Below are 11,886 nucleotides of genomic sequence, written 5' to 3'. Positions count from 1 at the left end.
ACCCTCGCGCGCTGAACGGAGATCCACATGGCAGCCTTTGCCCCCCTCTACACCTTGCATGTCTGGGCAGCGCTGATCTGGGTCGGCGGCATGTTCTTCGCCTGGCTGGTGCTGCGCCCGGCGGTGGTTACAGCCTTGGAAGGGCCGGCACGGCTGAAGCTGTGGGCGGAAGTTTTCCGACGCTTTTTTCTCTGGGTCTGGCTGGCCGTGCTGATTCTTCCGATAAGTGGCATCGGCATGATCCAGATCAGCTTCAGCGGCTTCGAGACCGCGCCGCGTTACGTACAGGTGATGATGGGCCTGTACCTGGTGATGGTGGCGCTGTTCATTCGCATCACCACACTGCAACTGCCCACCTTCAACCAGGCGGTGCAGGCCGAAGACTGGCAGGCAGGTGCTGCCAGCCTGGCGCAGATTCGCCGGCTGGTGGGCATCAACCTGATCATCGGTTTCGTGGTAGTAGCGGTGGCCGCGGCGCGGCCACCGTTCTGACCGTCGTCAGAGGCGCTGTACGCTGACCGCGCCCGCATGCCCGGCCACGCCAGGTTCGCCCGGCTGGCCAGCACGGCCAGCCTTGCCGCCAGCGGTGTCGTAGACGAAGCAGCCCTTGGATTTGCCGCCCGGGCCAGGCTTGCCGGGGGCGCCGGGCTGTCCACCAGCCCCGCCGTCGACCTGTACCTTGATGGCGTCGGCCGGGTAGTCACGGGGTAGTTGCAGGCGCACCTGGGCCCCCGCGGCGCCATCGTGACCGTTGCCGCCGTTCAAGCCATTGGCGCCTCGACCGGCCTGCCCCCACAGGCAGCCCGGCTCGGTACCACTACCGCCGTCGAGGCCGAAATAGCCTGGCGCACCCGCGCCCCCACGGGCGTCCACCGACAGCGGCGCGCCTTGCACCGACTGCAGCTGCAACTGCAGGTCGCGGCCCGGCAGGGCTTCTTTCTCGTAGGTACCTGGCGCACCCCGTGCCAGGATCTGGCTGCCCTCCCCCAATACCGCTTGGCGCGCTTCGATGCGCAACGCCTGGGCCCCGGGCACGATGGCGATACGCGCCTCGTGGCCCAGTTGCAATTGGCCCACTTTCAGTTCCACCAGGTTGTCCGGCACCAACAGGGTGGCGTAATCCTCGACCACCAGGCGGTCGAGGGTCAGGACCCCGTCCTTGCCTGGCAGGCGCATCAACGAATGGGGTTCCACACTCAGGCTATCGGCCATCGCCAAAGGCGTGAACAGCGCCGCTACCAGACACAGCCTACGCATTGTTGCTCTCCTGCACCGACCGGGTCGGGATTGAACGCACATGAAAAATACCCACCAGCAGGATCTGCAAGCGGTCAAACCAGGGATGGCTGCGGCCACGCAAGCTGGCGCGGAACAGAAACACCTCCAGAAGATGCAACAGCATCAAGGCGGCGCCGGTGATGTTGATCAGCAGGTTGAACGGGTAGGTCGCGGGTGTGAACAGGTTGAGCAGCACCACCCACCAGAACAGCACCGTCAGCCCTTTGCCCAGGCCCCAGAGCCATGCCATGTCCGCCCCCCCTGGAATGATTGTTGTTTGCCAGCACAGTAACGGGGGGAGCCGCAAGCTGCAAGCTAAAGGCAACCCTCAGCTTGCAGCTTGCAGCCAATCGCTTGTCGCCGGGTCAGCGGTTGATATGCAGTTCCACCCTGCGGTTCTGTGCGCGGCCCTCATCAGTGCTGTTATCCGCTACCGGCTTGCGCTCACCATCCCCCTCGCTAGTCACCTTGCCAGCCGGTATGCCCTGGCTGATCAGGAACTGCGCGACACTGTCGGCGCGTCGCTCCGACAGTTTCTGGTTATAGGCGTCGCTGCCCTTGCTGTCGGTGTTGCCCACCACCTTGATACTGACCACATCAGCCGCCTTGAGCTTGCCCAGCAGCGCCGTGAGCTGGCTCCGGGCTTCGGCCGTGAGCGCCGACGAATCGAAGGCGAAGAGCACGTTGCCAGCGTCGCTCAGGGTAATCACCTCTTCAGGTGGTGGTGGCGGCTCGGGCGCCTTGGCCGTCGCCGGGTACTGGGGCAACGGGCAGCCCATGTGGTCGACCGGGGTATTGGGTGGGGTGCCCGGGCAATGATCGCGACGGTCGAACACGCCATCGCCGTCCTCGTCGCCGTCCTGGGCAAAACAGATCAGGCCGCCGGTGATAGCACCGAGAACCCCCAGGCCACCGGCCCAGGACGAACTCTTGAGGGCACCGAGGCCGCCCCCTGCCACACCACCGATGACGCTGCAGATAGGCCAGTTCCTCTGATTGAGCGGGGCACTGCCATCACTGGTAGTGGCGCAACCGGAAAGAACACTGCTGACCAGAAGAACGGGGAGTGCCGCCCGCCAGATTGATCTCATATGAAATGCTCCTGTGTCACCGGCCCTTGCCGGTCACACAGGAGTAAAGACCGGCCCGTGAGAGTTCACAAGCCGCTTACCCGACCGTTTTCAGCGGTCCAGGCGGATCTCCACGCGGCGGTTCTGGGCGCGGCCGTCAGCGGTCTTGTTGTCAGCCACCGGCTGGGTTTCCCCGGCGCCACTGACCGAGACGAAGCTGGCCCGTGGAATGCCGACGCTAACCAGGTAATCGACCACCGAGTGAGCACGGCGCTGCGACAGTTTCTGGTTGTAGGCCGGTTTGCCGACGCTGTCGGTGTGGCCGGTGACGGTCAACTGGGTGGAAGGCGCTTCGGTCCGAAGCTTGGTGGCGACCTTGTCGAGTTCACCTTTGTCAGGCCCGGTCAACCTGGCCGAGTCGAACTCGAAGTGCACGTCGCGGATGACGATGACTTCCTGTTTGGGCAACGGCGCAGGTTCAGCCACCGGTGGCGGCGCTGGCGCCGGGAATGGGCAACCCGTGGCATCGACCGGCGTGCCGTGCGGGGTGTGCGGACACTTGTCGCGGCTATCCGGCACGCCATCACCGTCCTCGTCGCCATCGCCATGCACCCAGCAATAGGCCGCTGCGACACCGCCGCCTACCAGTACACCCCACCCGGCGAAGGTCGAATTCTGGATAGAGCCCAACGCCGCACCGGTAACACCACCCACCGCCGCGCATTTCGGCCAGTCGGTTTTCTGCAACCCTGCGCAACCAGTCAACACACTGGTTAGCAGTACCAAGGGTAATGCCTTACTCACTATGCTCATCAGGTCTCTCTCCTAAGGGAATCGGCGTATAACCGATGCAATGGGAGTAAAGACGGCACTTTGCAGATGCGCCAGCAATAAGCCATGCAGGCTAGGCTGCGACGCCGAACCAGCCTATCCTTGGCAGCTCTGATCGAGGACGTTCCATGACTGACAGCTTTTCGGCGCGCACGCCGCAACAGGCACTCGCGGCGCTGCTGGACCGCTATGCCCCACCCCGCCTGCTGGTGGTGGGTGCCGCTGACTTCCCGGCCCTGGCCGCCTTCAGGCAGGCCCACCCCGAGGCTATCGTGGCCCAGGCCGTGCCCGGTGTGTTGCCTGCCGACCTTGCCGGGCAGCGCTTTGACTTGGCCGTGGTGGTCGATTGCCTGGAGCACTTGCCCAAGCGCACCGCCCTGCAATTGCTGGGGGGCATTCGCAACCTCAACGCCAGCCGCATCGCCGTGCTGGTGGACCTGACCGCCAGTGGCTGGCAGGAGACTGATTTCTACGCCTTGGCCCTGCAGGCAAGCGAACGCTTCCAGCGTGACGACCAAGTGCTGACGCTGTTCACCTACGACCTGCGCGAGTACAAGCAAGTACCCGACTGGCTGAACGCGCGGTTTTGGGCCAACCCGGAAAACTTTGGGAAGTATTGGTGGTAACCCCATGAGCACGAGTATTTGCCCCTGCGGCAGCGGCAACCTGCTGAACAATTGCTGTGGCCACTACCACGCCGGCCTGCCAGCCCCGGATGCCCAGGCGTTGATGCGTTCGCGCTACAGCGCTTACGTCCTGGGCCTGATCGACTACTTGGTGGCCACCACGCTGACGGTGCAACAGCCTGGCTTGGACCGCCAGGCCATCGCCGACTGGAGTGCCCAGAGTACCTGGCTGGGCTTGACCGTTGAGAGTGCCGAGGTTTTCGGTGGCCAGCCGGAGCACGCCTTCGTCACCTTCACCGCACGCTGGCACGACGCCAGCGGCGAGCATAGCCACCGCGAACGTTCGTCCTTCGTGCAGAACGGCGGGCGCTGGTACTTCATCGACCCGACGGTGCCGCTCAAGGCCGGTCGCAATGACGCCTGCCCGTGCGCCAGCGGGCAGAAATTCAAGAAGTGCTGCGCCAGCTACGTCACGGCATGAGTTTCAGATGGCTGGTGTCCGGCACCGGCGGACTGGCCGGCCCGCGCGCCTGGCCCATGTCGCTGCCTGCGGGCGCCAGGCTGAATTGCGCCAGGTTGACCTTCGGCGCCTGCACGGCTGGTTTCCGTGCCTGCAGGTCGGCACCCACCTCGGCGATGTCATAGGCCGGGGCCTGCACTTCCACGAACGCGGCCATGTAGCAATCGCGCGGCACCCAAGGCTGCTCCAGCTTGTTCGGCGGCCGACGCTGGAAGCCGGGCGCATCCGGCGGCGGCGCCATTTCGATTTCCTCGACCTGCACCGGTACCGGCTCGACGGTGACCACGATGCCCGCGCGCTCCAGGGTGGCACGGTATTTTTCCGCGGCTTGCGCGTCCAGGTCGCTCTTGAGCACCAGACGCCGCCCGCCAAACAGCGCATCGATGCGCGTGCTATCGGCCTGGAACAGTTTGGCCAAGTTGGCCTTGACCAGCGCCAGTTGCGCCCCCGCTACCAATTCGCCCCGAAAGACGATTTCGAACAGCCCCATAGTGTGCCTCCTGCCCTTTGAGCAATGGCGCTTCGACATTAATGGCTCTCAGTATGGCCTATCCGCGTTTTTGCCAACAAGTCGGCCGAGGGTTGTTAGACTCAAGGCATCACGAGGGATTGGCCATGGCCTCACGGACACTGCGCTGGATCACCGTCTGCCTGTGCATCGGGGCGGGCCTGGGCGGCTGCGCGAGCTGGTTTGGCGACGACGGCAAGGACCCCGAAGTGCACTTGCTGAGCGTGCAGGTGGTCAAGGCCAAGCTGTTGCAGCAGGAATTCGTGCTGCATTTCCGAATCGACAACCCCAACGACGACAGCCTCACCGTGAGCGGGCTGCGCTATCGCGTGTATCTGGCCGGCATCCTGCTGGCTGATGACGAATACGACCAGTGGCTCAGCGTGGACGGCCACGCCAGCGAACCCTTCGATGTGCCGGTGCGCACCAACCTCTGGCAGCATTTGCGCGACGTGGTGAAGCTGCTGCGCCACCCGGACAGGCCGATACCTTACCGCTTGGAAGGCGAGTTGAAGACCGGGCTGGTGTTTGGTCGGGACGTAGTGCTGCGGCGCACTGGCGAGGTGGTGCCGGGCGAGTTGATCCACAAGTGAGCCCCCCGCGGCAGGACAGTCACAGCAGGCCCAACTGCTCCGCCACTGGCTCGCGCGGTATTTCCGGGAGTGCGGGCAATCCCGGCAAACGCACCATCAACTGCTCATGAAAGCGCCGCGCCAACAGTGGCGCGCGGTGGTTGTCGGAGGTATGCAGGAAAATGCAGGGCGTACGTCCCTCCTCGATCCACTCGGCGATCTTCGCCACCCATTGCCGCAGAAACCGGTCATTGGCCTCCAGGGTCGGATGGCCAATGAACCGCACCTGCGGGCTTTGGCTGAACGCCGTCGGGCGCGGCGGTACCCGAGGTTTCTTGGCCTGGGCATCGAGCACGGCGGCCGTCTGCTCGGTGCAACTGAACAGCGCCCGCGGGTCCAGGCAGATGCGCTCTACCTGGCGGGCCATCAGCAGCCGGTTGAGCATCCGCTCTTCGTCGCCACGGGCGAAGAACGCTTGGTTGCGCACCTCCACGGCAACCGGGCGGTGCAGGTCATCGATGAAAGCCACCAACTCGGCCAGGCGCTCGGGCCCGAAGGCGGCAGGCAGTTGCAGCCAGTAGGGTGCGACACGGCTGCCCAGGGGCTCCAGCAGTTGCATGAACGCATGGGCTGCCGGCAGGCGCTCGCGCAGGTCGCCACCGTGGCTGATCTCGCGGGGGAATTTGGCCGTGAAGCGCAGATGGGCGGGCATGCTCTGGGCCCAGCGCGCCACGGTGCTGGCAGCCGGCTGGGCGTAGAAGGTGGTGTTGCCTTCCACGGCATTGAACACTTGGCCGTACAGCTGCAGAAATTCCGCGGGCCTGGCATCCGCCGGGTACAGGTGGTCGCGCCAGGCGGGCTCGCTCCATGAGGGGCAACCGAGGTAGTAGGGTAACGCCGACACCGTCAGATGTGCACGTCCAGGCCCAGCACTTCGCCATCCCAGTCCACGAAGGTGGAGGTGGTCAGGTAACTGGTCAGGGCGGTAGCCACACGGCGGCTCATGGAGCGCGGGAAGATCATGTCTTGCGGGCGGGCGGGTACATTGCTGGTGGCGCCGGCACTGCGCGGGGCGCTGCGCTGGGCCGATGGTTGCACCTCGAATTCGCCTTCCAGGTCATCGGCGTCGTCCACCCGCGCCTGCGCCTTGCGGGGCTTGCGTTTGACTGGGTAGGAACTCGACGAATAACCATCTACACGCATGACTGCTGGCTCTTGTCCGATGATGGCAATTTAGCGGCACCCCGAAGGGTTGGCAATTGCCCGAGTGATAACTAGACCACAGATCTCGGAAAAGGTTTACCCCTACACGCGTTTAGCCGATGAACTGCTCAAAAAACGAGCAGTTAGCGGCGCCACTGGTCGCTCAACGGGCTTTTGGCGTAGCCACTTTATCGCGCAGGTACACCGGTTGCGCCAGGTCGGCGGCAACGGCTTCGCCGCGGGCCCAGGCCCCCTTGGCCAACGCGATGAGGTCCAGGGCATGGGGCAGCAAGGTGGCATCGAAGTCCGCGGGCTTGACCGCCAGACGCTCACCGTAACCCCAGCCGGTACCGGCGCCGTACCAGTCGCCCTGGGCGCCTGCTGGCAGGCTCACGGTTTCCGGGGCCAGCACGGCCTCGTCGCCCAGCAATTTCATTTCATCGCCGTCGGCCTGGTAGCAGCCCCAGTAGACCTCGTCCATGCGTGCATCGATGGCCGCGGCGACCTGCCGCACGCCCTGCTCACGCAGCGCCCGTTGGGCCAGCAACGCCAGGTTGGACACCGGCAGCACCGGGCGGTCCAGGCCGAAGGCCAGGCCCTGGACCACGCCGATGGCGATGCGAACCCCGGTGAACGCCCCCGGGCCACGGCCAAAGGCGATGGCGTCCACCGCCGACAAGGCAACACCCGCCTCGCCCAGCAGGGTCTGGATCATGGGCAGCAGCTTCTGCGCATGCAGGCGCGGAATCACTTCGTAGTGGCTCAGCACCTTGCCGTCATGCAGCAGAGCAACGGAGCAAGCTTCGGTAGCGGTATCCAGGGCCAGCAAGGTGGTCATCGGGCAATCCATCAGAAAAAAAGTGCAGCATTATAAACGTCAACGGCCCGCAAGCGGGCCGTCAGTTGATCGAAGGGTTTCGATCAGCTCAGTGCCGCCAGAACCTTGGCGGTAATGGCATCCACCGAACCCACACCTTCGATGTGGTTGTAGACCGGCTTGCCCTGGGCGGCGGCCAGCTTCTGGTAGAAGGCCACCAGCGGCTCGGTCTGCTCGTGGTACACCGACAGGCGGTGGCGCACGGTTTCTTCGGTGTCGTCCTTGCGCTGAACCAGGTCTTCGCCAGTCTCGTCGTCCTTGCCAGCCACCTTCGGCGGGTTGTAGACGATGTGGTAGACGCGGCCCGAACCTTCGTGGACACGGCGGCCGGCGATGCGCTGAACGATTTCCTCGTCCTTCACGGCGATTTCCACCACGTGGTCCAGCTCGACGCCGGCGCTCACCAGGGCTTCAGCCTGGGGAATGGTGCGCGGGAAACCATCGAACAGGAAACCCTTGGCGCAATCGGCCTGGGCAATGCGCTCCTTGACCAGGGCAATGATCAGGTCGTCGGAGACCAGACCACCGGCGTCCATCACGCTCTTGGCCTTGATGCCCAGTTCGGTGCCAGCCTTGACCGCGGCACGCAGCATGTCGCCGGTGGAGATCTGTGGAATGCCGAACTTTTCAGTGATGAACTTGGCCTGAGTGCCTTTGCCGGCCCCGGGAGCCCCCAGCAGAATTACGCGCATCGATGTGCTCCTCAACTTTTTATATGAAATCGTCAGACCCGCCCCAGCGCAGCTAACTGCTTGAAGCCAATCCCAAAATCGGTTGGTGGCCACAAAAACGGCCGAAAGGCTGATCAAGATACACAGCGTGCCACAGCCACACAAGCCGTCCAAAGCAGGAACAACCTGCGTCCCATGCGCACGCCCCCTGCCGGTAGCGCCGGGTACAACCGCTGACGGTTGCGACCCGGTGCCGGGTGACGGCAAAGTCCCCTCACAGATAGTGGACGCGCCCGAGGCGCTCCGCCAGCCTCAGCCCGTGTTGCGCAGACCGGCGGCGATACCGGCCACGGTCACCAGCAGCGCCTGTTCCAGAGGGCTGTCCTGAGCGGCCTCGCGCCCGCGCGATCGGGCCAGCAACTCGGCCTGCAGCAGGTGCAGCGGGTCAAGGTAGGTGTTGCGTAAACTGATGAATTTCAAGGTTTCGGGGCTGTGGGCCAGTAGCTGCGTCTGGCCGGTCAGGCCCAGCACTACCGCGCACGCCTGCGACAATAGGTCGCGCAGGTGCGCACCCAGCGGCTTGAGGGAATCCTGCACCAGGCGCTCGTCATAGAACCGCGCGATGTCGGCGTCGGCCTTGGCCAGCACCATCTCCAGCATGTCGATGCGGGTGCGGAAAAACGGCCAGTGTTCACGCATGCTGGCCAGCAGCTCGCCCTCCCCGCGCTCCAGCGCCTTGCTCAGTGCCGCTTCCCAACCCAACCAGGCCGGCAGCATCAGCCGGGTCTGGGTCCAGCCGAAAATCCACGGAATGGCCCGCAGGCTTTCGATCCCCCCCTGCCGGCGCTTGGCCGGGCGGCTGCCCAGCGGCAGGCGCCCCAGCTCCTGTTCCGGGGTGGACTGGCGGAAGTACTCGACGAATTGCGGGTTTTCCCGCACCACATCGCGGTAGGCCTTCACGCCATCGCTGGCCAGTTCGTCCATCAGCGCGCGCCAGGCAGGCTCGGGCGGAGGCGGCGGCAACAGCGTGGCCTCCAGCACGGCGGCCAGGTACAAATTGAGGTTTTGCTCGGCGATGTCCGGCAGGCCGAACTTGAAACGGATCATCTCGCCTTGCTCGGTGGTACGGAAGCGCCCGGCCACCGACCCGGGCGGCTGCGACAGAATGGCCGCGTGCGCCGGACCACCACCCCGGCCAACCGTGCCGCCACGGCCGTGGAACAGCAGCAGTTCGACGCTCTGCGCGTGGCAGATGCTCACCAGGTTTTCCTGGGCACGGTACTGCGCCCAGGCGGCTGCGGTGGTGCCAGCGTCCTTGGCCGAGTCGGAATAGCCGATCATCACTTCCTGGGGCCCATGCAGGCGGCTGCGGTACCCCGGCAACAGCAGCAACCGTTCGATCACCGGGCCTGCGTTATCCAGGTCGGCCAGGGTCTCGAACAGCGGTACCACGCGCATGGGCCGTTGCACCCCCGCTTCCTTGAGCAGCAATTGCACGGCCAGCACGTCCGAGGCGGCGCCCGCCATGGAGATGACATAGGAGCCCAGCGAGGCCGCCGGCGCCGCGGCGATTTCCCGGCAGGTGGCCAGTACCTCTGCGGTCTCGGCAGCCGGCTTGAAATAGCCGGGCAGCAACGGGCGACGGTTGTTGAGCTCCTGCAACAGGAACGTGATGCGGGTTTCTTCGTCCCAGTCGGCGTAACGCCCCAGGCCCAGGTAGTCGGTGATCTCGCTTAGCGCGGCGGTGTGGCGCGACGAGTCCTGGCGCACGTCCAGGCGTACCAGGAACAGGCCGAAGGTGACAGCCCGGCGCAGGCAATCGAGCAGCGGGCCGTCGGCGATCACCCCCATGCCGCACTCGTGCAGGGACTGGAAACACAGCTCCAGCGGCGCCAGCAGGTCGCGGTTGTTGCTCAGTACCTCGGCGGGCGCCGGTTGCGCCTGGGCCAATGACGCCTGTGCCCAGTTACGGGTGGCTCGCAGACGTTCGCGCAGTTGCTTGAGCAATGCGCGGTACGGCTCGGCGCTGTCACCCACGGCCTTGCGCAAGGCCTGGCTAGCCTGCTGCATCGACAGCTCGGCGGCCAGGTGGTCGACGTCGCGCAGGAACAGGTCGGCGGCCATCCAGCGGGCCAGCAGCAATACTTCGCGGGTGACCGGCGCGGTGACATTGGGGTTGCCGTCGCGGTCGCCGCCCATCCACGAAGCAAACCGCACGGGCGCGGCCTCCAGGGGCAGGTGCAGGCCAGTGGCGGCATGCAGCGCTTGGTCGACCTTGCGCAGGTGGTTGGGCACCGCGTGCCACAGGGAGTGCTCGATCACCGCGAAACCCCACTTGGCTTCGTCCACGGGGGTAGGCCGGGTGCGGCGGATTTCCTCGGTGTGCCAGGCTTCGGCGATCAGTCGCTGCAGGCGTTGGCGGATCTGTTCGCGTTCGGCGGGCACCAGGTCACGGTGGTCCTGGGCGGCCAATTGCGCGGCAATGGCATCGTACTTCTGAATCAGGGTACGGCGCGCCACTTCGGTGGGATGGGCGGTGAGCACCAGCTCGATCTCCAGGCGGCCCACCTGACGGGCCAGGGATTCGGCGCTGTGGCCGGCCTGCTTGAGCTTTTCCAGCAATTGCTCCAGCACCACGTTTTCGAAGGGCGGCGGTTGGTCTTCGTCGCGGCGGCGAATCAATTGGTACTGTTCGGCGATGTTGGCCAGGTTGAGAAACTGGTTGAAGGCCCGGGCCACGGGCAGCAATTGCTCCTCGTCGAGGTCGTTGAGACGGCTGCTGAGCTGTTCGGTGGCGGTCTTGCCGTTGTCCGGGCCACTGTTGCGGTCGGCCTTGGCGTCGGCGCGGATACGCTCGATGGTGTCCAGGAACGCCTCGCCGTACTGCTCGCGAATGGTAGTGCCCAGCAACTCGCCCAACAGGTGCACATCTTCGCGCAGGCGCGCATCGATCTCGGTCATCGGCACAGTCTCCTTGATTGTTGTTCGGGGTGCCGTCCATCGCAGGTTTGTCGACCTTGCCATTGAACAAGCACAGGAAAAACCGTTCTACCCCAAGAGTGCCCAGCGCGCTCGATTCTTACAAGGGCAACGGCCACCTGTGTTCAAAAGGCCGATCGGGGCTACGCTCACACCATGGCCCCGAACAGACTGATCAATGAGGTCGACATGAAAATCCGCGAGCTTGCGCAACATTGGGAACAGAACGCCAAGGGCCGCCTGAGCCCTACCCGTTATACCATCCACCTGGACATGGAGTCGGCGGCACGGCTGGCGGCAATCACCGAAATGTACCCCAAGCACCACCCGGAGGAACTGCTGGGCGAGCTGATCGGCGCGGCGCTTGAAGAGCTGGAAGGCAGCTTCCCTTACGTCAAGGGGCAGAAGGTGATCGCCACCGACGAGGAAGGCGACCCGTTGTATGAAGACGTGGGCCCTACCCCTCGGTTCCTGGCGCTGTCGCGGCGCTACCTGCATGACATGGCGGCCAAGGCGGACGAGCCTCAGCACTAGTCCCTATCGCCGCCTTCCCACGCTTTGCCCGGTCGCCCAGGGTGCCCGCCATCCCCGTGCGGCACCGGGCCAGGCGCGGGAAAAAGCCGCCGCCTTCCCCCCTGCCTCCAAAGTCAAGAATTCCTGATCTTCGCAAAATTCGAGTGAACCAATTAAAAATCGGTTTGGTCGGAGCCAATAAGCCATCACAGAAAAACCCTTCGAATCGTGGCTTCGG

At 64.8% G+C, this 11,886-nt stretch carries 15 protein-coding genes; 5 read left to right on the top strand and 10 right to left on the bottom strand.

Features of this window, described 5'->3' with window-relative positions:
• The first annotated feature begins 27 nt into the window (after positions 1 to 27).
• Positions 28 to 492 carry a CopD family protein gene (locus tag HWQ56_RS06280; RefSeq protein ID WP_158155725.1) on the top strand — a complete coding sequence of 155 codons (465 nt, stop codon included), beginning with the start codon at positions 28 to 30 and terminating at the stop codon, positions 490 to 492.
• A 6-nt stretch (positions 493 to 498) separates the two neighbouring features.
• On the opposite strand, the gene HWQ56_RS06275 is transcribed toward HWQ56_RS06280, so the two are convergent.
• The 4 genes from HWQ56_RS06275 to HWQ56_RS06260 all read right to left on the bottom strand — a co-directional run bounded on the left by HWQ56_RS06275 (position 499) and on the right by HWQ56_RS06260 (position 3,161).
• Positions 499 to 1,257 carry a collagen-like protein gene (locus tag HWQ56_RS06275; RefSeq protein ID WP_158155723.1) on the bottom strand — a complete coding sequence of 253 codons (759 nt, stop codon included), beginning with the start codon at positions 1,255 to 1,257 and terminating at the stop codon, positions 499 to 501.
• The gene (locus tag HWQ56_RS06270; RefSeq protein ID WP_158155721.1) at positions 1,250 to 1,528 is read right to left on the bottom strand and encodes a DUF1145 domain-containing protein; all 279 of its coding nucleotides are present in this window, start codon (positions 1,526 to 1,528) and stop codon (positions 1,250 to 1,252) included. Before HWQ56_RS06270 ends, HWQ56_RS06275 begins: the two co-directional genes overlap by 8 nt.
• A 115-nt stretch (positions 1,529 to 1,643) precedes the next feature.
• Positions 1,644 to 2,369, bottom strand: a complete 726-nt coding sequence (locus HWQ56_RS06265) for a PA1041 family peptidoglycan-binding anchor lipoprotein (RefSeq protein ID WP_158155719.1) — start codon at positions 2,367 to 2,369, stop codon at positions 1,644 to 1,646.
• 90 nt (positions 2,370 to 2,459) lie between these two features.
• Positions 2,460 to 3,161 (bottom strand): PA1041 family peptidoglycan-binding anchor lipoprotein, encoded by a 702-nt coding sequence (locus HWQ56_RS06260; RefSeq protein WP_158155717.1) that lies wholly within the window; start codon positions 3,159 to 3,161, stop codon positions 2,460 to 2,462.
• 146 nt (positions 3,162 to 3,307) lie between these two features.
• On the opposite strand from HWQ56_RS06260, the gene HWQ56_RS06255 reads away from it, so the two are divergent.
• Both HWQ56_RS06255 and HWQ56_RS06250 read left to right on the top strand, forming a co-directional pair.
• Positions 3,308 to 3,805 (top strand): DUF6231 family protein, encoded by a 498-nt coding sequence (locus HWQ56_RS06255; protein WP_158155715.1) that lies wholly within the window; start codon positions 3,308 to 3,310, stop codon positions 3,803 to 3,805.
• A 4-nt stretch (positions 3,806 to 3,809) separates the two neighbouring features.
• Entirely contained in the window at positions 3,810 to 4,286 is a 477-nt protein-coding gene (locus tag HWQ56_RS06250) for a YchJ family protein (RefSeq protein ID WP_158155713.1), read from the top strand.
• On the opposite strand, the gene HWQ56_RS06245 is transcribed toward HWQ56_RS06250, so the two are convergent.
• Positions 4,276 to 4,815, bottom strand: coding sequence for a hypothetical protein (locus HWQ56_RS06245; RefSeq protein ID WP_158155711.1), 540 nt, complete (start codon positions 4,813 to 4,815; stop codon positions 4,276 to 4,278). The genes HWQ56_RS06250 and HWQ56_RS06245 overlap by 11 nt on opposite strands.
• Before the next feature lie 125 nt (positions 4,816 to 4,940).
• On the opposite strand from HWQ56_RS06245, the gene HWQ56_RS06240 reads away from it, so the two are divergent.
• Positions 4,941 to 5,426, top strand: a complete 486-nt coding sequence (locus tag HWQ56_RS06240) for an LEA/WHy family protein (protein ID WP_176570040.1) — start codon at positions 4,941 to 4,943, stop codon at positions 5,424 to 5,426.
• Between the two features lie 19 nt (positions 5,427 to 5,445).
• Here the strand turns inward: HWQ56_RS06240 and HWQ56_RS06235 are convergent, their stop codons facing one another.
• From HWQ56_RS06235 to ppc, 5 genes are all read right to left on the bottom strand, one after another.
• On the bottom strand, positions 5,446 to 6,315 hold the full coding sequence (locus tag HWQ56_RS06235; protein WP_176572353.1) for a DUF72 domain-containing protein: 870 nt from the start codon (positions 6,313 to 6,315) through the stop codon (positions 5,446 to 5,448).
• Complete coding sequence (locus HWQ56_RS06230; RefSeq protein WP_158155708.1) at positions 6,312 to 6,608, bottom strand: hypothetical protein; 297 nt, start codon at positions 6,606 to 6,608, stop codon at positions 6,312 to 6,314. The genes HWQ56_RS06235 and HWQ56_RS06230 overlap by 4 nt, the downstream gene beginning before the upstream one ends.
• A 163-nt stretch (positions 6,609 to 6,771) precedes the next feature.
• The gene (gene tsaB, locus HWQ56_RS06225) at positions 6,772 to 7,446 is read right to left on the bottom strand and encodes a tRNA (adenosine(37)-N6)-threonylcarbamoyltransferase complex dimerization subunit type 1 TsaB (RefSeq protein ID WP_158155706.1); all 675 of its coding nucleotides are present in this window, start codon (positions 7,444 to 7,446) and stop codon (positions 6,772 to 6,774) included.
• Between the two features lie 83 nt (positions 7,447 to 7,529).
• Complete coding sequence (gene adk, locus HWQ56_RS06220) at positions 7,530 to 8,177, bottom strand: adenylate kinase (protein ID WP_158155704.1); 648 nt, start codon at positions 8,175 to 8,177, stop codon at positions 7,530 to 7,532.
• Positions 8,178 to 8,468: 291 nt separating this feature from the next.
• A complete protein-coding gene (ppc, locus tag HWQ56_RS06215) occupies positions 8,469 to 11,117 on the bottom strand; it encodes a phosphoenolpyruvate carboxylase (RefSeq protein ID WP_176570039.1) in 2,649 nt (882 codons plus the stop codon).
• Positions 11,118 to 11,324: 207 nt separating this feature from the next.
• Here ppc and HWQ56_RS06210 point away from each other — a divergent pair, with 207 nt between their 5' ends.
• Positions 11,325 to 11,669, top strand: a complete 345-nt coding sequence (locus HWQ56_RS06210) for a pilin assembly protein (RefSeq protein WP_158155769.1) — start codon at positions 11,325 to 11,327, stop codon at positions 11,667 to 11,669.
• The last annotated feature ends 217 nt before the right edge of the window (positions 11,670 to 11,886 follow it).

It is taken from the genome of Pseudomonas eucalypticola (genome assembly GCF_013374995.1).
Lineage (GTDB): Bacteria > Pseudomonadota > Gammaproteobacteria > Pseudomonadales > Pseudomonadaceae > Aquipseudomonas > Aquipseudomonas eucalypticola.
This window is presented reverse-complemented; position numbering and strand designations above follow the sequence as displayed.

Bases quoted from the DNA above. Each gene is read 5' to 3' on its own strand.
- ppc (WP_176570039.1), bottom strand. From the start codon at position 11,117: ATGACCGAGATCGATGCGCGCCTGCGCGAAGATGTGCACCTGTTGGGC.
- HWQ56_RS06240 (WP_176570040.1), top strand. From the start codon at position 4,941: ATGGCCTCACGGACACTGCGCTGGATCACCGTCTGCCTGTGCATCGGG.
- tsaB (WP_158155706.1), bottom strand. From the start codon at position 7,446: ATGACCACCTTGCTGGCCCTGGATACCGCTACCGAAGCTTGCTCCGTT.
- HWQ56_RS06275 (WP_158155723.1), bottom strand. From the start codon at position 1,257: ATGCGTAGGCTGTGTCTGGTAGCGGCGCTGTTCACGCCTTTGGCGATG.
- HWQ56_RS06260 (WP_158155717.1), bottom strand. From the start codon at position 3,161: ATGAGCATAGTGAGTAAGGCATTACCCTTGGTACTGCTAACCAGTGTG.
- adk (WP_158155704.1), bottom strand. From the start codon at position 8,177: ATGCGCGTAATTCTGCTGGGGGCTCCCGGGGCCGGCAAAGGCACTCAG.
- HWQ56_RS06230 (WP_158155708.1), bottom strand. From the start codon at position 6,608: ATGCGTGTAGATGGTTATTCGTCGAGTTCCTACCCAGTCAAACGCAAG.
- HWQ56_RS06265 (WP_158155719.1), bottom strand. From the start codon at position 2,369: ATGAGATCAATCTGGCGGGCGGCACTCCCCGTTCTTCTGGTCAGCAGT.
- HWQ56_RS06250 (WP_158155713.1), top strand. From the start codon at position 3,810: ATGAGCACGAGTATTTGCCCCTGCGGCAGCGGCAACCTGCTGAACAAT.
- HWQ56_RS06255 (WP_158155715.1), top strand. From the start codon at position 3,308: ATGACTGACAGCTTTTCGGCGCGCACGCCGCAACAGGCACTCGCGGCG.
- HWQ56_RS06270 (WP_158155721.1), bottom strand. From the start codon at position 1,528: ATGGCATGGCTCTGGGGCCTGGGCAAAGGGCTGACGGTGCTGTTCTGG.
- HWQ56_RS06280 (WP_158155725.1), top strand. From the start codon at position 28: ATGGCAGCCTTTGCCCCCCTCTACACCTTGCATGTCTGGGCAGCGCTG.
- HWQ56_RS06210 (WP_158155769.1), top strand. From the start codon at position 11,325: ATGAAAATCCGCGAGCTTGCGCAACATTGGGAACAGAACGCCAAGGGC.
- HWQ56_RS06245 (WP_158155711.1), bottom strand. From the start codon at position 4,815: ATGGGGCTGTTCGAAATCGTCTTTCGGGGCGAATTGGTAGCGGGGGCG.